The 25,352-nt window shown below is 75.0% G+C and carries 17 protein-coding genes; 13 read left to right on the plus strand and 4 right to left on the minus strand.

Features of this window, described 5'->3' with window-relative positions; translation table 11 throughout:
- The first annotated feature begins 193 nt into the window (after window positions 1-193).
- The 6 genes from CTZ28_RS38395 to CTZ28_RS38420 all read left to right on the plus strand — a co-directional run bounded on the left by CTZ28_RS38395 (window position 194) and on the right by CTZ28_RS38420 (window position 13,771).
- Window positions 194-1,048, plus strand: coding sequence for a DUF4132 domain-containing protein (locus tag CTZ28_RS38395; protein ID WP_121894387.1), 855 nt, complete (start codon window positions 194-196; stop codon window positions 1,046-1,048).
- Window positions 1,045-6,075 (plus strand): hypothetical protein, encoded by a 5,031-nt coding sequence (locus CTZ28_RS38400; RefSeq protein WP_121894388.1) that lies wholly within the window; start codon window positions 1,045-1,047, stop codon window positions 6,073-6,075. The genes CTZ28_RS38395 and CTZ28_RS38400 overlap by 4 nt, the downstream gene beginning before the upstream one ends.
- Before the next feature lie 124 nt (window positions 6,076-6,199).
- Window positions 6,200-7,369 carry an ATP-binding protein gene (locus tag CTZ28_RS38405; protein ID WP_121894389.1) on the plus strand — a complete coding sequence of 390 codons (1,170 nt, stop codon included), beginning with the start codon at window positions 6,200-6,202 and terminating at the stop codon, window positions 7,367-7,369.
- A gap of 5 nt (window positions 7,370-7,374) precedes the next feature.
- Window positions 7,375-11,004 (plus strand): DUF5682 family protein, encoded by a 3,630-nt coding sequence (locus CTZ28_RS38410; RefSeq protein ID WP_183154800.1) that lies wholly within the window; start codon window positions 7,375-7,377, stop codon window positions 11,002-11,004.
- Window positions 11,001-12,839, plus strand: coding sequence for a hypothetical protein (locus CTZ28_RS38415; protein WP_121894390.1), 1,839 nt, complete (start codon window positions 11,001-11,003; stop codon window positions 12,837-12,839). Before CTZ28_RS38410 ends, CTZ28_RS38415 begins: the two co-directional genes overlap by 4 nt.
- A 101-nt stretch (window positions 12,840-12,940) precedes the next feature.
- Window positions 12,941-13,771 (plus strand): response regulator transcription factor, encoded by an 831-nt coding sequence (locus CTZ28_RS38420; RefSeq protein ID WP_259472005.1) that lies wholly within the window; start codon window positions 12,941-12,943, stop codon window positions 13,769-13,771.
- A 63-nt stretch (window positions 13,772-13,834) separates the two neighbouring features.
- On the opposite strand, the gene CTZ28_RS38425 is transcribed toward CTZ28_RS38420, so the two are convergent.
- From CTZ28_RS38425 to CTZ28_RS38440, 4 genes are all read right to left on the minus strand, one after another.
- Complete coding sequence (locus CTZ28_RS38425; RefSeq protein WP_121894391.1) at window positions 13,835-14,458, minus strand: hypothetical protein; 624 nt, start codon at window positions 14,456-14,458, stop codon at window positions 13,835-13,837.
- The gene (locus CTZ28_RS38430; protein ID WP_121894392.1) at window positions 14,455-16,176 is read right to left on the minus strand and encodes a PHP domain-containing protein; all 1,722 of its coding nucleotides are present in this window, start codon (window positions 16,174-16,176) and stop codon (window positions 14,455-14,457) included. Before CTZ28_RS38430 ends, CTZ28_RS38425 begins: the two co-directional genes overlap by 4 nt.
- A 311-nt stretch (window positions 16,177-16,487) precedes the next feature.
- Window positions 16,488-17,243 (minus strand): snapalysin, encoded by a 756-nt coding sequence (gene snpA / locus CTZ28_RS38435; protein ID WP_121894393.1) that lies wholly within the window; start codon window positions 17,241-17,243, stop codon window positions 16,488-16,490.
- 762 nt (window positions 17,244-18,005) lie between these two features.
- On the minus strand, window positions 18,006-18,767 hold the full coding sequence (locus CTZ28_RS38440) for a FadR/GntR family transcriptional regulator (protein ID WP_121894394.1): 762 nt from the start codon (window positions 18,765-18,767) through the stop codon (window positions 18,006-18,008).
- Window positions 18,768-19,001: 234 nt separating this feature from the next.
- Between CTZ28_RS38440 and CTZ28_RS38445 the strand changes: the two genes are divergently transcribed.
- The 7 genes from CTZ28_RS38445 to CTZ28_RS38475 all read left to right on the plus strand — a co-directional run.
- Window positions 19,002-20,369 (plus strand): MFS transporter, encoded by a 1,368-nt coding sequence (locus tag CTZ28_RS38445; RefSeq protein WP_121894395.1) that lies wholly within the window; start codon window positions 19,002-19,004, stop codon window positions 20,367-20,369.
- Window positions 20,366-22,129 carry a dihydroxyacetone kinase family protein gene (locus CTZ28_RS38450; RefSeq protein WP_121894396.1) on the plus strand — a complete coding sequence of 588 codons (1,764 nt, stop codon included), beginning with the start codon at window positions 20,366-20,368 and terminating at the stop codon, window positions 22,127-22,129. Before CTZ28_RS38445 ends, CTZ28_RS38450 begins: the two co-directional genes overlap by 4 nt.
- Before the next feature lie 11 nt (window positions 22,130-22,140).
- Entirely contained in the window at window positions 22,141-22,614 is a 474-nt protein-coding gene (locus tag CTZ28_RS38455; RefSeq protein ID WP_121894397.1) for a ribose-5-phosphate isomerase, read from the plus strand.
- Complete coding sequence (locus tag CTZ28_RS38460; RefSeq protein ID WP_121894398.1) at window positions 22,614-23,393, plus strand: triose-phosphate isomerase; 780 nt, start codon at window positions 22,614-22,616, stop codon at window positions 23,391-23,393. The genes CTZ28_RS38455 and CTZ28_RS38460 overlap by 1 nt, the downstream gene beginning before the upstream one ends.
- Window positions 23,393-24,193: a sugar phosphate isomerase/epimerase family protein gene (locus CTZ28_RS38465; RefSeq protein WP_121894399.1), complete on the plus strand. Its 801-nt coding sequence runs from the start codon at window positions 23,393-23,395 to the stop codon at window positions 24,191-24,193. The genes CTZ28_RS38460 and CTZ28_RS38465 overlap by 1 nt, the downstream gene beginning before the upstream one ends.
- Window positions 24,193-25,068 (plus strand): phosphogluconate dehydrogenase C-terminal domain-containing protein, encoded by an 876-nt coding sequence (locus CTZ28_RS38470; RefSeq protein ID WP_121894400.1) that lies wholly within the window; start codon window positions 24,193-24,195, stop codon window positions 25,066-25,068. Before CTZ28_RS38465 ends, CTZ28_RS38470 begins: the two co-directional genes overlap by 1 nt.
- A gap of 136 nt (window positions 25,069-25,204) precedes the next feature.
- The coding region (locus tag CTZ28_RS38475) for a hypothetical protein (RefSeq protein ID WP_147481259.1) at window positions 25,205-25,352 on the plus strand (148 nt) is incomplete at its 3' end.

Here is a 25,352-nt window from a genome sequence, read left to right on the forward strand (position 1 = left end):
CTGCACAGCCGGAACCCGGGCGGACCGTGCGCCCGCTCCGGCACACCGGTCGTGTGCGGGTCGTACGCAATCCGCCGTGGCCGGATCCATGGGGGTGCTCGGCCCGGGCCGCATCCCACAGGCGTGGGGGGCGTTGTCAGTGGCTCGTCCTACAGTTCCCGTCACTTGATCACTGCGGTGCGGGGAGGCACACATGGGGTGGGTGACGGCGGGCGACTACGAGGTCGCCCTCGACAGCGGGAAGGTGGTGTGCCGCAACGCGGCCGGACGGCAGCTGAAGTCGGTCCCGGCCAAGCTCGCGGACGATCCCGCGGTCGTCGGACTGCGGCAGCTCGCCGAATGGCTGGAGCGGCACGAACAGCGGTGCCTGGCCGACGTGGAGCGGTGGATGGTGCGCTCGCTGCCGGTGCCGCTCGCCGTCCTCGGCCGGGTGTGGCCCGACCCGGCCTGGCAGTCCGCGCTGCGCGACGTCGTCGTCACGGGGGCCGACGGACAGGTGGCCGGCTTCCTGCGGGACGCCGGCGCCGAGCGCGGGCTCGGCCTCGTCGACCTCGACGGCGACACCGTGCGCACCGCGCCCGGACTCGTCCGCATCCCGCACCCCGTGCTCCTCGGCGACCTGGAGGAGCTGCGGGAGTTCGCCGTCGAACTCGGCGTCGAGCAGCGCATACAGCAGCTCTTCCGCGAGGTGTGGCACCGCCCGGTGGCCCTCGACGCCGAGGGCACGGAGGTCGCGGACTACGCGGGCGGCGCGTACAAGGAGCTGCGCTTCCTGCACGGCCGGGCCACCCAGCTCGGCTACCGGGTGCGCGCGGGACACGCGGTCTGCCCCGTGCTGGAGGAGGGCCGCGGCACCGAGGCCCGGGTCTGGGTCGGCGACTACGACGGCTACGAGGAGACGGAGACCGGTCCGCTCCAGTGGGCCGACCCCGCGGGGCGGGTGCTGAAGCTCGGTCAGGTGGGTCCGGTCGCCTGGTCCGAGGGCATGCGGATGGCGGCCACGCTGTACGCCGGGCGGGACATCGAGGACGAGGAGCAGGCGGCATGACGGCCACGACGTACGACGACACCACCACGGCCGCGCTGCTGGAGGCGGGCGCCGTCCTGCCGCCGGGCAGCACCGAGCGCGAGGACGCCGACGTCCTCACCGTGCGCGCCTACGGCCACCCGGCCCTGGGCGAGCGGCGCGTCGTCCGGCTGGTGCCGGGCACCCTCGGCGAGGCCGAGGATCTCGCGCTGGAGTTCCTCGGCCTGGTCCGCGAGCCCGAGACGCCCGAGGTCGGGCAGGTGCGCCGGGAGACGCTGGGCTTCCCCGCCTGGGCGCTGGTCAACGACCCGGCCAACGGACACCATGCGCTGGCCCTGGTCAAGGACGTGGAGCGGCTCGCCCGCCAGGCCAAGTCCCGGCCGGGCGCCGCCAAGGAGGGCTTCGAGGCGCTCGCCGACCGGCTCGGCCGGACCGTGCCGCACTTCCTGCCCACCTTCCACGAGCAGGCGGCCCGGGTCTTCCTGGAGCAGGAGAACACGACGTACGCCGCGGCCTTCTTCGGCAAGGCCCGCGAGGCCGAGCGGGTGCACGCGCTCGCCGTGGACGAGGAGCGGCAGCGCGCCGTGTTCCTGGAGTTCGCGTTCGCCGGCGCGCTCACCGTCAAGGCCCTCAAGGAGCATGTGAAGGACCTCGCCCGCCGGCTCGAACCCGCCACGGCGTGGGCGCAGTTCCGGCAGCTGACGGTGGAGCGGTGCGCGGCCGGCATGCCGCCGTACGCCTCGCTGCCGCAGGACGCCCGCGGGCTCATCGCGGCGGCCGGACTGCCCCGGGTCGCCGAGGAGTGCGCCCTGGTCGCCGACCTGATCGCCTCCCCCGCCGCCGTCCGGGCCCCGGCGTCCTTCTGGACCGCCTGTCGCGCCACGCTCACGGTCCTCGCCGCACAGCGGCCGGCCGTCCGGGCCCGGCTGCTGGAGATCATGCCGTCGGGGCTCGGCTGCTCCGTCGAGGACGACGAGTTCTGGCTCTCCCTGCTCGCCGAGAGCGGCGCGGACCGGCTCCTGACCGGTGAGGACGACACGACCGACACGGCCGGCACCGGCGGCACCGCCGCCGCGGACACGGCCGACGGGGTCGACGCGGCGGGCTGGCTGAGCCGTTGGGCGGCCTTCCGCAAGCACGGTGGCAGCATCACCCGCCGCTCCCCCGCCACGCTCGCGCTCGTGCGGCGGATGGCGCCGCGGCTGCGCGCGGCCGGCCGGCCGGCCGATCTGTTCACCGGCCGCTGGCACGCCGGCGTCGACCTCGACCTGCTGGATCTGTGCGTGGCCGAGGGCGTCCCGCTGGCGCTGCCCGGCCCCGAGGCGGCCGCGAACCTGGCGCTGGACCGCTGGTTCTCCGACGACGCGCCGGACCGGCGCGACCTGGTGGCCGTCGCCGCGGATCCGCGGCTGCGCCGCCTGCTGCACCAGGCCGTCGGCGCCCTGGGCAACGGCCGGACGGCGGACGAGGTGCTGCGCGAAGCCGCCGCCCACCCGGTGCTGGGCGAGGTGCTGCGCGACTGGCTCGACGAGGCCGCCGAGCGGTACACGCGCGCGGTGGGCCTGCCCGCGGCCCGCGCCGAACTCGACCGGATGCGCCCCTTCCGCACGGTGGCCGCCGAGGTGGGCTCCGCCGCCGTCGCGCGGGTCGCCGGGCACGAGGTCGCGCCGCTGCTCGGCAGGACGCTGCGCGCCGGCATCCTGGACGAGCTGGGCTGGCCCGCCCTGGAGGACGCGCTGCGGCTGCTGGACACCGGGGCCAGGAAGGACGAGGACAACACGCTGACCGTGCACGAGGCCTGGCCGGCGCTGATCCTGGCCCGCCGGCACAAGGCGGTCGTGGTCGGTCCCGAGGAGATCCTGCTGGAGCACGACCTGCGGCTGCCCGCGGAACTGGACCGCTGGCAGCGCCCCCGGTTCCGGTACGTGGACGGCGAGTTGCTCGTGATGTGGCGCAAGGGCAGCAAGCAGTCCGGCTACTGGTCCGCCCGCCCCGCCGAGGTGTTCACCCTCGGCGGTGAGCAGATCCCCGCCTGGTGGTCCGGCCACGACATCGGCAGCCCCTCGCTCCCGCTGCCCGGAGGCGGCCGCGCCACCGGCGGGCGCACCCTGCACGCCGGGGACACCGTCCTGCCGCCCGGCCGCCCCGTCCTCGGGGACGGCACCTCCTACTGGCGGCAGGGCCGGCAGGGGCGGCAGACCGTCTGGCTCGAATACGACCCGGCCACGGGCACCCACGGGCGGTCGTCCCTGCCCGCCCTGCTGCGCTCGGGCATCCGCGACGACGCGGCCCTGCGGCCCGCCTCCTGCGAGGTGCTGCCGCTGCAACCCGGCCTGGAACACAGCCCGTTCGGCACGGACGGCAGCGTGCTCGGCCGCTGGGTCCGTACCGAGGGACAGGGCGCCGAGGCCCGGACGACCGCCGGGACACCGGACGGGCGGACGGCCACCCTGCGCGCGGACCGCGCCGGCCGCACCGCGGGCATCCCGCTGGGCGCGCTGCGGCTGCCCGGCGGTGCCGAGCCGGTCGCCGCGCAGTCGCAGCTGAAGATCGGTCTGTTCGCGGCCGACGACACCTCCCCGGGCGGCGAACTCGGCCGGGTCACCCAGCACGAACAGGGTGGGGAGTTCGCCGCCGGCACCCCGTTCGTCCCGCCCGTCGCCTTCTGGCACGCGCTGCGACCCCGCGACGAGCGGGGCTCGGCGGTGCTGCGCGCCCTGACCGACGGCCTGGCCGCCGAGCTGCTCGACCGCGCGGCGAGCGCGCTGGCCGGGCGGCAGGAGGCGCTGGACCGCGCCGGGGACCGGGCCGCCAGGGCCGCCGTGCCGGCCGCGGACGAGGCCGTCCTGGGCGCCGTGGCTCCGGCCCTGCCACAGCTCACCGACGCGCGGCTGCTGACCGGCGTGGCCGCCCTGGTCCGCACGGCGCTGCGCCTCACCGAGTCCGCCGCCGTCTTCGCGACGCCCCCGCAGGAACGGCCGCGGGAGCCCCGCAACCGGACCGAGGGCATGTTCGCCGACTACCGCCCCGAACACGGCGAGGACCGCACGCTGCAGGAGGCCACCGAAGGACTCGCGCCGCTGAACGGCTGGTGGGGCCGGTCGCGGTGGAGCGTGCTGCGCCAGATCCGGGCGGTGAACCACGTGCTGTCCGGGCGGCCCGCCGACGGCAGGCCGCTGCCCGACCGGGAACGGCGCGCCGCCCTGACCGACGGCTGGCACAGCGAGGCGTACACCGTGCCCGGCATCGGCATGGTGTGGCCGTCCGTGCTGGCCGCGCTGCGCCCGCTCGCCTACCGTGCCGCCTCGCCCGCCCTGCCGGACGCGGAACGGGAGGCGCTGCTCCTGCTCCTGGAGGCGATCGCCGAGGGACCGCTCGCGGAACCTGCCGGTGTGCTCCGCGAGGTCGTGCTGAGCGAGCCGCACGACAAGCAGCAGCGCGCCGGCCAGGTGCTGCGCCGCGGCGCCCGCACCGTGGTGGTGCTGGGCTGCGAGAGCGTCGACTCCGAGCACGAGCGCGTCGACTGGCTGGCCCTGGACCACGACCCGTCCGGCGGGTTCGGCGCGGTCGCCCACTTCCTGCTGGACAAGGAGACCCGGCACGCCTCGGACCTCCCCGCCGAGCGGCTCACCGCCGTCACCGGCCTGATCCGCGACAAGGGCGCCGCACCGTGGCAGCCCGACGCACCGGCCGTGCTCGCCGCGGCGACGCGCGAGGGTCTCGGCCCGCTCCAGGCCGCTGTGCTGCTCGCCGGCCGGCCGCGGCGGCCCGGCGCCGAGGCGCTGGCCGCCCTCGGGCTCAAGGCGCGGCAGAAGGACCTGGCCGACGGCATGCTGGACGCCCTCGGGCAGCCGGAGGCGGCGGCGCTGATGGCGGCCCTGCTGCCCGCGGACCCCGCCGACCTGTGGACCGTCGGACCCGACACACAGGCCGCGGCCCGGGTGTGGGCCGAGCGTCTCGGCTCGCTCGTCCGCCTGCCCGAGGAGGTGGCCGCCGGCCTCTCCGGCGTGCCCGTCGGCGCCGCCGAGGCCGTGCTGAACCCCGGCCGGACGCCGTGGCTGAGCCGCACCACGGTCCAGCGGCCCGACAAGGACGGCGACCTGACCGCGGACGACCCCGCGGCCGTCCCCGGCCGCTACGACCTCACCCGGGCGGTCGACGCGCTCGCCGCGCTCGCCTACGGCCTGCCGTACGGGCATCCGTTGCGCGCCGCCCTGCCGGACGGACTGGCCGCCCTGCGCCGGCGCGTCGCCGACCCGGGACTCCTCCTCGACCTCGACGTGCAGTGGACCGAGAAGGGCGGGCCGACCTCGGCCGAACTGCGCAAGGCGTACGGCCTTCCCGAACGGGGAGGCGCCGACCCGCAGGGCTTCACCCGGATCGGCGACGCGCTCGTGCTGCGCCCCTGGTACCACAGCACCGAGACCGTACTGGTCCGCCCGGCCGGGCTCACCGGTCCGGACGACGCCGTCTTCGGTCTCGTCACGGGGCTGGTGGGCCGGGGCCGCGGCGCCGGACTGCGGGCGCTGCGGGCCGTCCTGGGCGACGAGCTGGGCCGGGCGCTCGCCGCCGGCGCCACGGGCCCCGCGGGATACGCCCAGGACCCGGCCGTGGGCGCGCCCGCGCTGGTCGCCGAGGTCGCCGCCGCGCACGGCCTGAGCGAGGACGCGGCGGCGCTCTACCTCCAGTTGCTGGCCCTGCCCGATCCGACGGACCGCAACTGCGCCCGCTGGACCGGCTGGAAGCCCGCCCGGACGAAGAAGGCCCGCGCCGAACTGGCCGCGACCGACCTGGTCGTGACGGCCAGGCGGCCGCGCGCCGGGCGCACCCTGTTCCTGCCCTGCGGCTGGCACGACCTCAGCTCCCCGGCGCTGCCGGTGGAGACCTGGAAGGAAGGGCTCTACCCGATACCCGGCCACGCCCGCGCCGTTCCGCTGCTGCCGGTGCCCGAGCTGTTCGCCCGAGCCTGGCAGCGGGTGCGCGCGGGCGACGCGCCCGCGTACGAGGAGCTCACCACGCGGGCCACCCGCAGGGGGCGCCGCCGATGACCCCGCCCTCGTCGGCCGGCCCCGCCGACGAACGCCCCGAGGGACCGGGCGCCGCCGCCATGCGGCGCCCGGTGCCCCGGGCCGAGAACGACCGACGTCCGCACCACCCCGAAGGACCCCGCCGATGACCGCCGCCCTCGCCCCCGACCCGACCCGGCAGATCGTCCCGCCCGAGGACCGTCACGCCGCCGAACTGGCGTTCCTGGCCGCGTACGACAGCGGGCCGCGACCGCCCGCGTGGCGGCTCACCCCGCGCGCCGTCGTCACCTTCGTCATGGGCAGCGACGGCCGGGCGCTGCGGCTGCCCGACGACGCCGACGTGCCGGACGGGACGCCGCGCCGGCTCGTGGTGGAGGGCAAGTTCGTCGGCGACCGGGCCCTGGTGGAGCGGTGCGTCGTCACCCTCGCCGGGGAGCGCGGCCTGCTGCTCGTCGGCGAGCCCGGCACCGCCAAGTCGCTGCTCTCCGAACTGCTGTCGGCCGCCGTGTGCGGGACCAGCGGGCTGGTGGTGCAGGGCACCGCGGGCACCACCGAGGACCAGCTCAAGTACGGCTGGAACTATGCCCTGTTGCTGGCGCAGGGGCCCAGCCGGGCGGCGCTGGTGCCCTCCCCCGTGCTGACCGCGATGGCCCTCGGCGGCATCGCCCGCGTCGAGGAGGTCACCCGCTGCCTGCCCGAGGTGCAGGACTCCCTGGTGTCGCTGCTGTCCGAGCGGCGCATCGCGGTGCCCGAACTGGCGGGCACCGCCGACGCGCTGGCGCACGCCGCGCCCGGGTTCAATCTGATCGCCACCGCCAACCTGCGCGACAAGGGCGTCTCCGAGATGTCCGCCGCGCTCAAGCGCCGCTTCAACTTCGAGACGGTGGGCCCCATCGGGGACCTCGACACGGAGACCGCGCTGGTGCGCGGCCAGGCCCGGGCCTCGGTGGAACGGGCGGGTGCGCCCTTCCAGGTCGACGACGCCGTGCTGGAGGCCCTGGTCACCGCGTTCCGGGACCTGCGGGACGGCCGGTCGGCGGAGGGCTGGGAGGTCGAGCGGCCGTCCACCGTGATGAGCACCGCCGAGGCGGTGGCCGTGGCCGGTGCGCTGGGGCTCGCCGCCGCGTACTTCCCCGGGGACCGCGATGTGCTCGGGCTGCTGCCGGGGCACCTCCTGGGGGTCGTGCGCAAGGACGACCCGGCGGACGCGGCCCGGCTGCGCGGGTACTGGGACGGTCCGGTCCGGCGCCGGGCCGAGCAGGGATCGGCGACCTGGCGCACCCTGTGGGACCTGCGCACCGTGCTGGAGGGCTGACGGCCGTGCCCCTCGCCACCGCCTCCCCCGAAGAAGCCGTCGCCACCCTCACCGGTCCGGCGGCGCCCTACCTCATCGGCGTACGGCATCATGCGCCGTCGCTGGCCGCGGCCGTGCCCGCGCTGCTGGCAGCGGCGCGGCCGGACGTGCTGCTCGTCGAGCTGCCCGCGGAACTGCAGGACTGGCTGCCCTGGCTCGCCCACGAGGAGACGCGGGCCCCGGTCGCCCTGGCCGCCGCACCGGCCGCCGGGGGTGGTGGTCCGGCGTTCTATCCGTTCGCCGACTTCTCGCCCGAGCTCGCCGCGGTGCGCTGGGCGGCGCGGCACGCCGTGCCGGTCGTGGCCTGCGATCTGCCGCTCGCCGACCGGGCGTGGAGCGTGGACCGGACGCCGCGGCACCCCGAGGCAGGCGCCGCCACCGGTCAGGACGCCGACGGGGGCCCGGAGGCCGACAGGGCCGACAGGATGGGCGGTTGCGGGCCCGCGCCGGAGCCGGGGGCGCCCTCTCTCGCCGGAGCGCTGCGCTCGCGGCTCACCGGCCGCCCCGGTGAGGATCTCTGGGACCGGCTCGTGGAGGCCGCCGCACCGGGTTCGCCGCCGGAGGCGCTGCGGCGGGCGGCGCTGCTCGCGGGGTGGGCGCTGCGCGCGGACGCGACCGCGTCGGGCGGTGTCCCGGAGCTGGATCTGCGGCGCGAGCGGTGGATGCGCGCGTGCCTGGCCGCCGCCACCGCCGGGGGTGAGCGGGCCGCCGTGGTGGTGGGCGCCTTCCACGCCCCGGCACTGGCCGCCCCGGTCACCGCGCCGGAACAGCCGCCGGCGCCCGGGGTCCGCCCGGCGGACGGCCGCGGACCGGGGTCCGCGGACCCGGCGCGCCCCGTCTGGACGACCTCGCTCATCCCCTACACCTACGCGCTCCTCGACGAGCGTTCCGGCTATCCCGCGGGGATCCGTGACCCGGAGTGGCAGCACCTGGTCCTCGGCGCGGCGGGCGACCCGGCCGCGCTGACCGAGGCACTGACCCGGGCGGCCGTACGGATCTGCGCGGAGCTGCGGGCCCTCGGACATCCGTCGGGTCCCGCCGACGCTCGTGAGATCAGCCGGCTCGCCGGTGACCTCGCGCGGCTGCGCGGGCTGCCCGCGGCCGGCCGGGGCGAGCTGGTCGAGGCGGTGCAGACGGTGCTCGCGCAGGGCGAGCCGTACGGGCGGGGACGGGCCGTGGCCCGGGCGATGGAGAAGGTGCTCGTCGGCGCCCGCACCGGCCGGCCCGCGCCCGGCGCACCGCGCAGCGGCCTCGGCCCGGCGGTGGAGGCGGAGTTGGCGGCCCTGGGGCTGCCCGGACCCGATGCCGGCGGGCCGGGCGGCGCCCGGGACCTCCGGCTCGATCCGCTCCGTTCCGAGCTCGACCTCGGGCGTGAACTCCTGCTGCGCCGGCTGACGGTGTGCGGCGTGCCGTACGCCGAGGCCAAGGAGGCCGTCGGCGCGGGCGGGGCCGAGGCGCTGACCTCCCGCTGGGAGGTGCGCTGGACCCCCGCCACCGCGGCGATGCTGACGGCGGCCGGGGTCCGCGGGGTCACGCCCGCCCAGGCCGCCGAGGGCGTGCTGCGCGAGCGGTGGCGGGCGGAGCGGGACGAGGGCGGGCCCACGGCCGCGCAGACCCTCACCGGGCTGACGCAGGCGGCGGAGTGCGGTCTGTCCGGGCTCGCCGACGAGCGGCTCGCCGACACCGCCGATGTGCTGCCGCGGTCCGGGACGCTGCCCGAACTCCTCGCCGGCCTTGCCCTGTCGGACCGGCTGCGGGCCGGCCATGTGCCCGGTCTCGACGCCACTGCGGAACGGACCGAGCGGGCGCGGGCCGCGGCCGAGCTGCTCACCGCCGCCGCGGTGCGTCAGGTGGACGGTCTCACCGGCTCCGAGGATCCCGCCGACGCCCGCGCCCTGCTCGAACTCGCCCATCGTGCCGACGTGCTGGGCGGCATACGGCTGACCGACGCCCTGGCCCGGCTGGCGGCCGGCGGCTCCCCGCTGATGCGCGGCGCCGCCGGGGCCGTACGGGTGCTGCTCGGGCACGAGGACCCCCGTGCCCTCGGCGCCCGCGTCGCCTCCTGGGTCGACGGGGCCTGCGATCCCGAGTCCCGGTCGGCCCTCACCACCCGGCTCACCGGGCTGCTCACCGCGGCGGGCCCGCTCCTGGAGTCCGCGGCCCCCGCCCTGGAGCCCCTGCTCGACCGGGTGTCGGAGCTGTCCGACCGGGACTTCACCGACCGGCTCCCGGCGCTTCGCGGCGGCTTCGACACGCTCAGCCCGGCGGCCCGCGACCGGCTCCTCGGCGCCGTCGAGGAGCGCCTCGGCACCAGCCACCTGGCGGACACCGCCGGCGTCGACCCGGTCGCGCTGGCCACCTGGACGACGGCGGACCTCGCGGCCCGTGCGGCGCTGGGCGCGCTGGGGCTGCTGCCGCCGCCCGCGGACTCCCCTGACGAGGAGTCCGCGCCCGTACCGGCCGGCGGCGGCGCCCCCGAGGACGGCAGACGCCTCGCCCCCGAGGACCGCTGGCGGCTGGTGCTGGGCCGCCGCAGCGACCGGCTGCCCGCGTCCGCGGCGCCGCTGGCGACCGCGCTGGACGAGCTGTACGGCGCTGGACGCGGCGAGGGCAGCCGGGGCGAGCCGGCCGGCACGGGCCGGGGCGGCGGCCGGGAGGCGCCGTATCCCGGGGTGCGGGAGTGGTCCGAGGAGCTGGCGGCCCTGTTCGGCCCCGGCATCCGTGAGGAGGTGCTGGCGGCCGCCGCCTCGGCGGGCCGGCAGGATGTGGTCGGCGAGCTGGACCCGGACAGCGTGCGGCCCTCCGTGGACCTGCTGCGCTCCGTGCTCCGGCACGCGGGCGGGCTGCCCGAGTCCCGGCTGGCCGCACTGCGTCCGCTCGTACGGCGCCTGGTCGAGGCGCTGACCCGGGAGCTGGCCACGCGGCTGCGTCCCGCGCTGCACGGCACGGCGCTGCCGCGTCCCGGGCGGCGGCCCGGCGGCGGGCTCGACCTGCCCCGCACGCTGCGGGCCAATCTGGCGACCGCGCGGCGCGGTCCGGACGGCACGGTGCGGATCGTGCCGGAGCACCCCGTCTTCCGCAGCCGGGCCCGGCGCGCCGCCGACTGGCGTCTGATCCTCGTCACCGACGTGTCGGGGTCCATGGAGGCGTCCACGGTGTGGGCCGCCCTGACCGCTTCGGTGCTGGCCGGGGTCCCGACGCTGTCCACGCACTTCCTGGCGTTCTCCACGGAGGTCATCGACCTCACCGACCACGTGGCCGACCCGCTGTCCCTGCTGCTGGAGGTCAGCGTGGGCGGCGGCACCCATATCGCCGCCGGGCTGCGGCACGCGCGCGAGCTGGTCACCGTGCCGTCCCGCACCCTCGTCGTGGTGGTCAGCGACTTCGAGGAGGGCTACCCGCTCGGCGGGCTGCTCGCCGAGGTCCGCGCCCTGGTCGGCGCCGGGTGCCAGGTCCTGGGCTGCGCGAGCCTCGACGACTCGGGCCGCCCGCGCTACTCGACCGGCGTGGCGGGACAGCTGGTCGCCGCGGGACAGCCGGTCGCCGCCCTCAGTCCGCTCGAACTCGCCCGCTGGGTAGGGGAGAAGATCGCATGAGCCAGGGACTTCCCCCGGTCGCGCCGTCCGTGACCGCCGAACTCGTCGGGGCGCTGACCCCGCGGCTGCGCAAGCGGCTGGACGCGGGCGTCAGCAAGCTGGCCGGCCGGCCCGTCGTCCGCGACGGGGACACGGTGCGCATCGCCGTCGACGACACGACCGACCTCGAACTCCACGCCCCGGGCGGCACGGTGACGAGTGCGGACGCCGTCCGCTGCGGCTGTCTGCTGGCCCCCGACTGCCTGCATCGCGCCGCCGCGGCCTCCGCGGCCCCGGTCGCCGCACCCGAGGCCACCGGGGAGGAGGGGACGGCCGAGGAACCGGGGACGCCCGGGGCATCCGCCGCTGCGGAATCGACCCCCGCCGGGGACGCTGCCGTCGGCTCCGGTCCGGCGCGGTCCTCCGGAGACGGCGCGGCGGCCGGACCGGCCGGGCCCGAGACGGCCACGCCCGGACAGCTGGCCGCCGCCCAGGATCTGCGGCACGCCACCGCCGCCGTGCTGGAGGCGGGCGCGGACGGCGCCGGTGCCGTGCTCCAGGCGGAGCTGCTGCGCGCGGCGCACACCGCACGGCTCGCGGGACTGCCCAGGGCCGCCGCCGCGGCGGTCTCCGTGGTCACCGCGGTGCGCGCGGCCCGCTCCGCCGACCCGGCGTACCGCCTCGCCGACCTGGTCGCCGCGCTGCACGAGGTGCTGACCGTCGCCCATCTCGTCCCGCACGCCACGGGCGCGGAGCTGGCCGCCCTGCGCGGCACCGTACGGCAGCCGTACACGCCGGACGGCTCGCTGCGCCTGTACGGCGTCTTCTCGGAACCGGTGCTCACGGCGACCGGGTACGCGGGCGCCGTCACCTGGACCGCCGACGCGCAGGGGCGCCTGTACTCGGTGTCCGACGTGGCGCCCGGCGGCGCCGGCCGGGCTCTGGGCGCCGCCGACCGGACCGTACGCATCGGCGACACCGCTCTGACGCACCGCGCGCTGGCCCGGGCCGGGCTCGCGGTGTCCGGCGCGACCGTCTCCCCGACCGGCCGGCTCGGCGCGGGCGCGGCGGTGCGGGCGGTGCGTGCCTCCGGTGCCGCCTGGAGCGAGCCGCGGCTCGCCGGGCTGTGGGCCGTGCCCGTCGCGGACCAGGTGGGCCGGGCCCTGGACGGCGGCCATGACCTGCTGTTCCTGGACGTCACGCTCGTCGGCACGGTGCGCGAGGCGGCGGGCGAGGCCCTGTTGGCGGAGTGCGGCGGGCTGACGCTGCGGCTGGCCGCCGCCCACGACCACCCGGCGCTCCCCGACCGCGACAACCTCCGTCTGCTGGCCGCCGCGCGCGGCAGCAGGCTGCGGATCGTCGCCCGGCTCACCCCGGCATCGCACCCCCGTGCCCTGCTGCTCGCGGCGGGCCACCCGACGGACCCGGACACCCGGGTGGACCTGGGCCTCGACCGTCTGCTGCACGCGGACCTGCCCACCGGCCCGCCGCCCGCGTCCTGCGCACCAGGGCCCGCGCCCGAGGAGGCCCCGCTGCACCTGCTGCGCCGCCGGATCCAGCAGGCGGCGTCCGGCGGGCGGCGCGTGCTGGCCTTCTCCGGCGGTGACACGGCGGACCGCCGCCGGCTGCGCCGGCACGGCCTCGCGACCGCCGCCGACCTCGTCGACGCCCTGCACTCGGCCGCGGCGGACCGCGCCCGCGATCCCTTCGGCCGCCTGCTGCCCGCCGACCGGGAACGGTTCGCCCGCCGTTGGCTGGCCGCCGTCCGGTACGCCGAGGAGGTGGACCGCGCGCTGTGCGCCGCGGCCTGGGGTGCGGGCCGCCGCTCCCCCGTCTCGGCGGCCCGCACACACTGAGCACATCCGGACACGTGATGGTGCTCGGTTGAAGTCTCGGTGACGCGCGCGGCGCACGGATATGGGTACAACTGCGTATACGGACCGAGTGAGAGGAACACGTGGCACGATCACCGGAGGGGGCGTACGAGCGCATCGCGTCCCTGGCCGTGGCGGCGCTCCACGAACGGGACCCCGGGCGGCTGTGGCCGCTGCTCACCGACGCCCTGCCGGGCCTGTGCGGCGGCGACGCGGTGATCTTCAAGCTGGACGACTGGAGCGCGAGCAGCGGAACCGTCGGCCTGTCCGGCGACAGCGCGGCGGAGCTCGCCAGACTCGGGGACGAGGATCTGGGGCTGCTGCGCACGGGACAGCCGTTCGCCTCCCACTACCTGGCCGGAACCAGCCGGGAGCCGGTCACCGCGCGGCAGTTGGCGGGCCCGGCGTGGCCGGCCAGCGCGACGGCCCGGCTGCTCGGCCGGACCCTGGACGCGGACCATGCGCTGGCGGTGCCGCTGCCGCAGCCGACCACCCCGATCACCGGGTGCATCGTCTACCGCTCCGGTACGGACTTCACCGACGACGGGATCCTGCTCGCCCGGCGCGCTCAGCCGCTGCTGGTCGCCGTGGACCGGCAGCGGCAGCTCCTGGAGCAGTGGCGGCGGCTGCTGCCCGGAGCCGGATCCCCCGACGAGCGGGCGGCGGACTGTGCGCTGACACCGCGCGAGACGACGGTGCTGCTGCTCCTCGCCGACGCCCTGACGGCCGCGGCGATCGGCCGCCGCCTCGGCATCTCCGACCGTACGGTGCACAAGCACGTCGAGAAGATCTACCGGAAGCTCGGCACCCGCGACCGGGTCGGCACCGTGCTCCGCGCCCAGCAGCTGGGCCTGGTCCCGCGCGAGGGGACCGCCGGGAGCCCGGCGCCCACGGGGCGGCGCCGCCGCGCGTGACGGCGGCGCCGGTGCCGGGCAGCGGCCCGGCGGCCGATCCGGTCCCCGGGCCCCGCGGCACCGTCAGCCGTGGTCGGCGCAGCAGGGTGTGGGGTTGGGCACCTCGAAGGGTGCGAGTGTCCCGCCGGCCGCCGGGACCAGGGCGAGGGTCAGCCGGCCCTCGCGCCACTCGGGTCGTACATGGTCCCGGGTGAGCACAGGGGTCTCGGGGTCCGGCCCGTCGGCGAAGGGCGCGCCGACCACGACGACCCGCTCGATGGCGGTCGTCGCCAGCAGTTCGGCCAGGGCGACGGTACCGGTGAGACGGTCCGCGCCGGGGTAGAGCACGGCGCGCCCGCCGCTGAGCCGGGCGTGTTCGGCGGCGCCCGGGGCCGCCGTGCTCGCCGACGTGGCCGAGCCGTGCGTCAGCTCACCGAGCACGGCGCCCAGGTCCGGGTCCGGGTCGGCGAGTTCGGTCAGGCGCTGCCATGCCGCCCGGGCCGCCGCCGCGTCGGGCAGCGCGAACGAGACGGTCGTCCCGCGGCGCTCGGCGGTACGGATCAGATGGGTGCAGGCGACCGTGCCTTCCGGGAGCCCGAGGCCGTCCGTGAGGCGGTGCACGAGGTGATCGGCCTCGCGCAGGCTCGCCGTGCCGGCGTCCACCCCGATGACGGAGTGGACGCCGGGCACGTGGTGGGGTGCCGTCATGCGGGCAGGACCCACATCGGGTTGGTGTAGAACCACAGGTCCTTCCACGGGTCGGCGTCGCCGACGACGTCCATGGCCGGGCCCACCGGGTCCACGGCGGCGCCGTTCAGGCCGACCGCGGAGCGGTTGCCGTCGGTGCCGCGCAGCCGCACGTACAGCGGCTGGTCCACCCGGCCGAGGGAGTAGGTCAGCCGGACGGAACCGGTCGACTTGTTCACCTCGAAGGACTTCACGACCTTGGTGTCCGGGGTGGCGAAGGCGTCCTTGTCCGCGACCCGGCCGGTGACGGCGCCCCGGATGACGTCCACCCGGGCCAGCTGCGGCACGAACTGGGACCAGTTGGGGCCGTTGGCCAGGCTGATCTCGATGACCAGGTCGACCTGGCTGCCGCGGCGCACGACCAGCGAGCCGCCGAGCGTGACCGCCTTGGACCCGGAGCGCACCTGGGCGTTCAGGCCGCTGATCAGCCCGCCGTGGTCGAGCCAGACACGGCCGTCCCGGATGCCGTCCATGACGGCCTGGTACGAGAAGGAGGAGGCGCCGACGTGGGTGCGGGAGTACTGGCCCGGCCAGTAGTCGCCGTCGGTCAGGTTCAGTCCGCCGCCGTAGACGGGGTCGTCGTAGCGGCCGTTGGCGCTGAAGTTGCTGTTCGGGCCGCGCATGGAGGTGTCGGCGTAGACGCTGTGGGAGTCGGAGTTGGCGGTGATCCACCAGGGCTTGCCCTCGGCGAGCAGGCTGTCCCACAGGCCGCCGACGGTGGCGGTCATCCAGTCGAAGCCACCCCAGGTGCGGTAGCTCTCCAGCGGGTAGCCGGGGAACGAGTCGGCGCTGGGGCTGCCGTCGTAGTAGCCGCGGCCGCTGCCCGGACCCTGCGGGGCGGCCAGACCGGCGGCCTGGTGGCCGGGGGCGCCCTCCATGCCGACCGCGATCGTGGGCTGGGCGTCGCGCCAGCCGCGGATCTCGTGCGGGGAGTCGATGCCCTTGCGGGCCGGGTGGTTGGCCAGGAAGAGGGCGTCCCTGACCTTGCGGCGGCGCACCTGGTCGGCGAGGAAGTTGATGCCGGCGATGGCCAGCGCCTCGTTGGCCGGGGTGTTGCTGCTGGCCTTCTTGACCGAGCCGTCGAAGGAGTTCTCGAACTCCTTCAGCACGGCGACCTCGTTCTTGCCCGGGTGGACGAAGACGGTGCCGTGCTCGGCGGCGGGGATGTTCCACTCCAGGCCCTGGAAGACCAGGGTGTCGCCGATCTTGTCACGGGCGTCGACGATGTCCGGGTTGACCTTCTCGACACCGATCTTGGCGTGCGCCTCGCTGCCGTGGTCGGTGATCACCATCCAGTCCAGGCCGTGCGCGTTGGCCTGGCGGACGTGGTCGATGACGCGGTACTTGGCGTCGGAGCTGTACTGGGTGTGGATGTGGTGGTCGCCGGCCAGCCACAGGTAGCCGTTCGAACGCGAGCCGTGCGACGAGCCGTGCGAGGAGGCCGTCGCGGCCGGCGCCGCGGCCGCCTGGCCGGCGCCGCCGAGCACGCTGCCGGCGGCCAGGCCCGCGCCCAACAGGCCGGTGCGGCGGAGCATGGAACGCCGCGACAACTGGCTGGGCGTCAATTCGGAGTCGGGAACCGACATGTCGAGGGCGGGCGGCAGGGACGTCGGCTCGTCACTGCCGTGGTGGTGATGGTGGTGGTGGTGACCCAGGTCATGCCCGTGGTCGTGGCCCATTTTCAACTCCCGCTGGCAACACAGATGTACACGCTTGGGACGTGCGGAGTCTGCAAAGCTCTGATGAACGGCGGGGGGCAGGGTGATGGTGGGACCAAGAAAGCCGGATGTGCAGCGGGCGTCGAAACCCGTCAGGAGCTGCAAGGACGCCTCTCACCTGCCCGAACCACCACTACGGCGGACGGCACCCCCGCCCACCACCAGCTCAATTTCGGCCACCGAGCGCCGCGCCTACCTCCACGCGAAAACGCACACCGTGCAGGCCGACGAAGAGACGCCCGTCACACTCGCACTGCCGGCGTGAGGCGTGATCAACGCCAGGGCGTGCTGTGGAGCGGATGCCATGGACCGTGGCTCGGCGCCACGGTCCGTACCGGCGGTACAGCGCTCAGGGGGTCGGCGGGCCGGTCCACCGTGCCCGGGACCTGCGCGGGTCCGGTGGCCCACAGCTGGTCGACACGCGAGCGCTCGGTGTTGCTCGGGTAGGGGTTGGTGCATGACGGGCCGGCACCGGCGCCCGACATCAGCTCACTGCACGGCCCGCTGTAGTCGTCCGGCAGGCCCAGCACGTGCCCGGTCTCGTGGGTGGCGACGCGGACCGAGTCGTACTGCTGGTTCTGGGCGTAGTCGAGGAAGACGTAGCCCCCTCCGTGGCCGTTGGTGGAGGCGTAGGACCCGCGCGGGTCGTTGCCCTCGTAGTAGGAGAAGTCAGCTCCGCTCGACGCCTCCTGGAGCTTGACGTTGGACTCGGAGCTGTTCCAGATCGAGGCCGCGCTCGCTATCTGCGAACGGAAGCTCGGCGCCTGGGAGGCGTTGTAGTAGACGGTCACCGCCGGCCCGTTCGGCTGGGCGGCGCGCTTCTCGGCGACGGACCTGACCACGGCCTCGAAGAACGCCTTGTTGTTCGCGGCCTCCTCGACCGACCCGGCGTACCGCGCCACGGAGGTACCGGCGGCAGCGGACGGGGTGGCGGCCGCCTGGGCGCTCGCCGGCACCGCCGCGCCCAGCGCGCCGGAGGCCAGGCCCAGACCGAGAGCGAGTCTCGCGGACGTTCGGGACGACTTCATGTGGGGGCTCCTACTCACTCGGTGATGCCGAGCGCCCGGTGCGCGGTCGACTCTGCGTGAACACCGGTTCCGAACTACGGCGACGTCCTGTGGGGCGTCATTCTTAGAACGGCTCGACAGGGAGCGCAAAGAGTCCCGCCACTACGTCGCCTCGTAGGTCCCGTGGCCTCGCCAGGGCAGTGCACGGGGCTCCGGTCCGCACATGGCGGCAGGAGGGGAAGCTGTCGCGGCGTCAGAAGCCTTACGTCACGGGGCAGCGGGCGTGCGGACGGGCGGGGCGGAATTCCGGGACGCGCGGCGGGATCCACATCCGGGCGAAGACGGATAAATCCCCAGATGCCTGCCACGCCGCGTCTACTAAGAGTGCCGGTTGATCGACAGAGCGATGTGACCGACGTCATAGAACATGGGCTTCCGCTTCTTTCGCACTCCACCGGCCCTGAGCCGCCCCCAGGGAGTCACCCTCGACGCCGGCCGGAATCAACCTCGCGCCACCCGGCACCCACCCCATCCGCCCACGGCACAACGCCCCGCACCACGGCACCCCCCGCACACGACCGCCCCGGACCACAGACAGCCCACACCGCAGACCCGACAGCAGACCTCACGCCGCCCGGCACCCGGAAGCCGCCCCGGCCGCCCCGCCGCCCGCGGCAAAGCACCCCGCGCCGCCACCCGCGCATGACCGGCCCCGCCCACAGGCGACCCACGCCCCGGCGCGGCAGCGCACCCGGCGCCGGCCTCGCCGCCCGGTGCGGAGCTCTACGGCTCGTTCGCCATGGACGCGCGGAGCCGGGCGCTGGCCATGCGCATGTGTTCGGCCATCGCACGGTCCGCGCCCTCCGGGTCGCGGTCCCGGATGGCCTGCAGTACCGCGTCGTGTTCGCACAGCGTGCCGCTGACCGTGCCCTCGATGTCGCTCACCCGCTCCATCCACACCTGGAGCAGCGCACGGATGCTGTGCAGGATGTCACTCAGCACGGAGTTGCGGGCGATGCGCGCGCACTCCAGGTGGAAGGCGATGTCCGCCTCGATGAACGCCCCCACATCGCCCCCGGCCTCCCGCATGCGCCGCAGATGGTCCTCCAGGAGCGCGACGTCCTTGTCGGTGGCGCGCTCCGCGGCCAGCCGGGCGGAGACACCCTCCATATAGGTGCGCACCTCGACGAGGTCCTGGGTGCGGCGCTGGCCGAGCATCAGCCCCCAGTTGATCGCACGCGGCAGGAACTCGGAGGTGCCCTCGCGGACGTAGGAGCCCGAACCGGGGCGGATCTCGATGATGCCGAGCACGTCCAGCGCGGACAGCGCCCCCCGCACACTGGAGCGAGCCACGCCGAGCGCCTCGGCCAACTGGCGTTCGGCGGGCAGCCGGGTGCCGGGCCGGATGTCGCCCGCGGACAGATGGTCGAGCAGCCGCTTGGCGACCTCGCTGACGGAGGACTCCCGCACCACGGGCCGCAGGAGCTGGGCCAGATCGGGCGCGGTGGCCGGGGACTGCTGATCAGGCTGACTGGTCACGGTCACCAGTCAACCAGATGCCACCGTCACGTGGCTGACCAGCCAGTTCATCGGCTCGAAACCCGGTTCTGTCAAGAGGCGGGAAAGCGCCATATGTGTAACCCTCACCACACTGGTAAATTGGTGACCAATTTGAATCGGAGGCTTAGCGTGAAGGTGAACCGGCCGGGCGCGGCTCCCGCGCACCGTCCGGTGTGACCCACCCCGGACGGAGTTGTCCGGGCGAGCCGAGGAGTCGTCATGGGTGCCGACGCGCCATCCACGGCAGTCGAGAGAACTGCCATCAAGAAGATCTCAGTCCGCCTCGTGCCCTTCGTGGCACTGATGTTCTTCGTGAACTACCTGGACCGCACGGCCGTCTCGTTCGCAGAGCCGAACGGGATGGGGGAAGATCTCGCCCTGACAGCCGCGCAGTTCGGTCTGGCGTCCGGGATCTTCTTCATCGGCTACATCGTGCTCGAAGTCCCCAGCAACATGGCCCTGCACCGCTTCGGCGCCCGCCGCTGGCTGGCCCGGATCATGGTGACCTGGGGCATCGTGTCCCTGCTGTTCACCTGGGTGAACAGCACCGGCCAGCTCTACACGCTGCGGTTCCTGCTCGGTGTCGCCGAGGCCGGCTTCTTCCCCGGCGCCATCCTCTTCCTCAGCCAGTGGGTGCCCTCGCGTCACCGCACCAAGATCCTCGGCCTGTTCTATCTGGCCCAGCCGCTGACCACGGTCTTCGGCGCCCCGCTCGCCGGCTGGCTGATCGGCCGCCACGGGCTGTTCGGCCTCGAGGGCTGGCGCGTGATGTTCCTGTTCGTCTCGCTGCCCGCGATCCTGCTGGGCGTCATCGCCTGGTTCTACCTGATCGACCGGCCCGCCGACGCCAAGTGGCTCACGTCGGCCGAACGCGACTGGCTGACGAAGGAACTCGCCGCGGAGAACGCCCACAAGGCCGGTCACGACGACAAGCATGCCAAGGGTGACCTCAAGGCCGCGTTCAGCAACGGCCGCGTCTGGGTCCTCGCCCTGGTCTACTTCGGCTTCGTCTACGGCCTGTACGCGCTCGCGTTCTTCCTGCCGACGATCATCAACGGCTTCCAGGAGCAGTACGACACCACGTTCAGCGTGATGGACAAGGCCTGGATCACCGCCATCCCCTATCTGCCCGCGGCCATCGTGCTGTTCTTCTGGACCCGGCACGCCACCCGCCACGGCACCCGCACCTGGCACGTGGCCGGCCCGGCCGTCGTCGGCGGTGTCTCCATCCCGCTCGCCCTCTACATGGGCTCCCCGACCGCCACGGTCGCCGTGATCACCGTGACCGCCTGTTCCATCTTCGCCGCCCTGCCCGTCTTCTGGTCCGTGCCCTCGCGCTTCCTGACCGGAGCGGCGGCAGCGGCCGGCATCGCCCTCATCAACACCGCCGGAAACGTCGCCGGATTCGCGGCCAGCTACGTCACCGGGTGGCTCAAGGACTGGAGCGGCGACTACTACGTACCGCTCTATCTCGTCGGCTTCTTCATGCTTCTGTCCGCCGTCCTGATGACCTGGCTCGCCGCCCGCAATCGAACCGCCGAACCGGCACCCGGCCCCGAGCAGCAGCCCTTGGAGGCCCTTCGATGACCCGCCTGTTCAATGACCCCGCGGCCTTCGCCGACGAGGCGCTCGAAGGCTTCGCCGCCGCGCACCGGCGCTGGGTGCGCCCCGTCACCGGCGGTGTCGTACGGGCGGGCGGGACGCCGGCCGGACAGGTCGCGGTGGTCATCGGCGGCGGCTCCGGCCACTACCCGGCCTTCTCCGGCCTCGTCGGCCGGGGGCTGGCGCACGGCGCGGCGGTCGGCAACGTCTTCGCGTCGCCCTCCGCGCAGCAGATCCGCTCCGTGGCACGGGCCGCGCACGCCGGCGGCGGGGTGCTGCTGATGTACGGCAACTACGCGGGCGACGTCCTGCACTTCGGGCAGGCCGCCGAGCGGCTTGCCGCCGACGGCGTCGAGGCGCGCACGTTCGCCGTCACCGACGACATCTCCAGCGCGGCCCCCGAGGAGTCCGCCAAGCGCCGCGGCATCGCCGGCGACCTGCCCGTCTTCAAGGCGGCCGCGGCCGCCGCCGAGCAGGGTCTGCCGCTGGCGGAGGTGCTGGCGGTCGCCGAGCGCGCCAATGCCCGCACCCGCTCCTTCGGCATCGCCTTCTCCGGCTGCACCCTGCCCGGTGCCGACCACCCGCTGTTCACCGTGCCCGAGGCCCGGATGGCCGTGGGCCTCGGCATCCACGGGGAGCCCGGCATCGGCGAGGAGGCCCTGCCGACGGCCGACGAGGCGGCCCGGCTGCTGGTCACCCACCTGCTGGCCGAACTGCCCGACGGCGTCACGGCCCCGGCCGGCGAGCGCGCCGCGGTGATCCTCAACGGGCTGGGTTCGGTCAAGTACGAGGAGCTGTTCGTCGTCTACCGCAAGGTCGCCGAACTGCTCGGCGACGCGGGTGTGGAGATCGTCGACCCCGAGGTCGGGGAACTCGTCACCAGCTTCGACATGGCGGGGGTGTCGCTCACCCTGACCTGGCTCGACGACCGGCTCGAAGAACTGTGGCGGGCCCCGGCCGACACCCCGGCGTACCGCAAGGGCGCGTTCGGCGCCCCGGAGGCCGAAGCGGTCGCCCGGCCGGCGGACGGGACCGGGACGGTCGCCGACGAGCCGGCCGACGAGGCCCTGCCCGACGCCTCCGAGGACTCCCGCCGGGCCGCGGGCACCGTCCTGGCCGCGCTGACCGCGATCGCCGGCACCGTCGACACACACGTCGAGGAGCTCGGCCGGATCGACGCGGTGGCCGGTGACGGCGACCACGGCATCGGCATGCAGCGCGGCGCCACCGCCGCCCGGCAGGCCGCCACCACCGCGTACGGGCTCGGCGCGGGCGCCGGCACCGTCCTCACCCGTGCCGCGGACGCCTGGGCCGACAAGGCGGGCGGCACCTCGGGCGCCCTGTGGGGCAGCATCCTGCGCGCCCTCGGCACCACGCTCGGCGACCAGGAGGCACCGAGCGCGGACCGGGTGGCCGCGGGTGCCGCCGAGGCGTCCGCCGCCGTCCGCCGGCTGGGCGGCGCCGAGGTCGGGGACAGGACGATGGTCGACGTCCTGGTCCCGTTCGCCGACACGCTGTCCGCCGCCACCGCCTCCGGCCTCGCCCTGGCCGAGGCCTGGGACCGGGCCGCCGGCGCCGCCGAGTCGGCCGCCGCCGCCACCGCCGAGCTGCTGCCCCGCAAGGGCCGGGCCCGGCCGCACGCCGAGAAGTCCCTCGGCACCCCGGACGCGGGCGCCCACTCCCTCGCCCTCATCACCCGCGCCGTGCACGGCGTGCTGCTCCCCCACTCCCCCAACCAGCACTGAGGAAAGCCGAGATGACCGAGAAGCTCCGCATCGTCGTCGGATCCGACGACGCCGGCTACCAGTACAAGGAAGCCCTCAAGCGGGACCTGCAGGGCAGCCCCCTGGTCGCCGAGGTCACCGACGTCGGCGTCGACTCCGACGGCCACACCGCCTACCCCAAGGTCGCCATCGCCGCCGCCGAGATGGTGGCGCGCGGCGAGGCCGACCGGGCGCTGCTGGTGTGCGGGACCGGCCTCGGGGTCGCCATCGCCGCCAACAAGGTCAAGGGCATCCGCGCGGTCACGGCGCACGACTCGTTCTCCGTCGAGCGCGCGATCCTGTCCAACAACGCGCAGATCCTCACCTTCGGCCAGCGGGTCATCGGCCTCGAACTCGCCCGCCGGCTGGCCGCCGAGTGGCTCACCTACCGGTTCGACGAGACCTCGCCGTCCGCCGCCAAGGTCCAGCTGATGAGCGACTACGAGAACGACGAGGCAGCAGCCTGATGTCTGCCGCCGCACCACCGCCCGTCCTGCTGGGGGTGAGTCTGAAGATGTACTTCGGCCACCAGCAGACCCTCAACTGGGCGCGCAGGATCTCGGCCCTGGCCGAGCGGCATCCGGCCCTCACCTCCGGCACCGCCCGGCTGTTCGTCCTGCCGTCCTTCCCGGCGATCGTCCCGGCGGCCGGCATCCTCGCCCCGTACGGCATCACCTACGGCGCGCAGGACATCGCCACCGAGGACAGCGGACCGTACACCGGCGAGGTCGGCGGCCCCGCCCTGAAGGAGATCGGCTGCCGCTACGCCGAGGTGGGCCACGCCGAGCGCCGCCGCCTGTACGGCGAGGGCGACACGGTCGTCGCCGCGAAGACGGCCGCCGCCCTGCGCAACGGCCTCACCCCGGTCCTGTGCCTGGGCGAACACGACCAGGCCGACCCGCGCGACGCGGCGGAGCGCACCGTGGCCGAGGCCGAGCGTCTGCTCCAGGGCCTGTCCGGCACCGTGGTCCTCGCCTACGAACCCCAGTGGGCCATCGGCGCGCCCGAACCGGCCTCCGCCGAGCACATCTCCACGGTGTGCGCGGCCCTGCGCGACTGGCTCGACTCCCGTCCGCAGCACGCCGGTTCGACCGTCATCTACGGCGGCAGCGCGGGCCCGGGCCTGCTCACACGGCTCACGGCCGGCGTCGGCGGGCTGTTCCTCGGCCGCTTCGCCCACGACCCGGCGAACGTCGAGGCCATCCTCGACGAGATCTGTTCCCCGGCCGCCACGGCGGTGGCCTGATGGCCTACGGCATCAGCACCTACGCGTACTTCTGGCGTATCTCCGACCGTGCCCCCGAGCCCCTGTCCCTCACCGACATGCTGCGCGACACCGCCGAACTGGGCGGCCAGGTCTTCCAGATCTGCGACTACGCGCCGATCGAGTCCTACGACGCCGCGCGGCTCGCCGATGTCCGCGCCACCGCCCGGGACCTCGGCCTGCGCCTGGAACTCGGCACCCGCGGCATCCGCGCGGAACGCCTGGACACCTACCTCCGGCTGGCCCGGGAACTGGACGTCACCCTGGTCCGCTCGATGCTCAACACGGCCGACCACCGGCCCGGCACCGCCGAAGCGGTCGCCCTGCTGAAGCAGGCCGTCCCCCGGTACGCCGACGCGGGCGTGACCCTCGGCCTGGAGACCTATGAGCAGGTGGCCACCGACGACCTGCTGACTGTCGTTCGCAGGGTCGACAGCCCGCACCTCGGAGTGGTGCTCGACCCGGGCAACAGCGTCGCCCGGCTGGAGCGCCCCGTCGACGTCGTGGCCGCCACCGCGCCCTACGTGGTGAACATCCACGTCAAGGACTTCGCCTTCACGCGCCGCGACGGCTGGGTCGGATTCACCTACGCCGGCTGCCCGTTGGGCGAGGGGCTCCTCGACCACGCCGGCATGATCGCCGCCGTACGGCCGAAGGAGCGCGGCATCAACCAGATCGTGGAGCACTGGCTCCCGTGGCAGGACGAGGGCTTCGACACCACCGCCCGGCTCGAACACCAGTGGACGCAGCACAGCATCAACACCCTTCTGAGGAGCGAGTAATGGCCACCGAGATCCAGACCCAGGCCGACGCCGCGACCGTCGCCGTCATCGGGGCCGCCGGCAAGATGGGCCAGCGCGTCTCCAACAACCTGGTCAAGAGTGACTTCCGGGTGCTCTTCAGCGAGGCCTCGCCCAAGGGCCAGGAGCTGATCCGCGGCCTGGGCCGGGAGCTGACCGAGTCCGCCGACGCCGCCGCGGCGGCCGACGTGATCATCCTCGCCGTCCCCGACGTCGTCCTCGGCAAGGTCTCCGAGGAGCTGGTGCCGCTGATGAAGCCGGGCGCCGTCGTCCTCACCCTCGACCCGGCCGCCGCCTACGCGGGTCTGCTGTTCGCCCGCGACGACATCCACTACGCGTGCGCCCACCCCTGCCACCCGTCGGTGTTCCTGGAGCGCACCACCAAGGAGGAGTGGCAGGACACCTTCGGCGGCATCGCCGCGCCGCAGGAGGTCGTCGCCGCGTACGAGGGCGGGGACGAGGCCAAGCAGAAGCTGGCCGAGTCCGTCATCCGCGTGATGTACGCGCCGGTGGTCGACGTGCACTGGGTCACCGTCAAGCAGCTCGCCGTGCTGGAGCCCACCCTCGTCGAGACCATCGCCTGCATGGTCGGCGCCCTGCTGACCGAGGCGCTGCACGAGACGGTGCACACGGTCGGCGTGCCGGAGAAGGCCGCCCGCGCCATGCTCCTGGGCCACACCCAGGTCGCCCTGGCCAACACCCTCAAGGGCTCCAACCCGTTCTCGGACGCCTGCCTGATCGCCATGGACTACGGCCGTGAGTCCATCGTGCGCGACGACTGGAAGAAGGTCTTCGAGGACGAGGAGCTGGACAAGGTCATCACGCGCATGCTGAAGATCAAGGAGATCAAGCGCTGATGCGCGCGACCCGCTGAGGCCCGTGCCGGCCCCCTTTACGAGGGGCGGCACGGGCCTCGGTCTGCCCCGTCCCCGTCACACCCGTCCCGTCGTCCGTGCCACCGGCCGTCCCCGTGCGGCCGTCCCTAGGAGAGCCATGTCTTCCTCCCCCTCCCCGCTCGAGTGGACCGAGTTGGATCAGCGGGCGGTGGACACCGCGCGCGTCCTGGCCGCCGATGCCGTACAGAAGGTCGGCAACGGCCATCCCGGTACGGCGATGAGCCTGGCACCGGCCGCCTACACCC

This window comes from Streptomyces shenzhenensis (assembly GCF_003688995.1).
In the GTDB taxonomy this organism is placed as follows: domain Bacteria; phylum Actinomycetota; class Actinomycetes; order Streptomycetales; family Streptomycetaceae; genus Streptomyces; species Streptomyces shenzhenensis_A.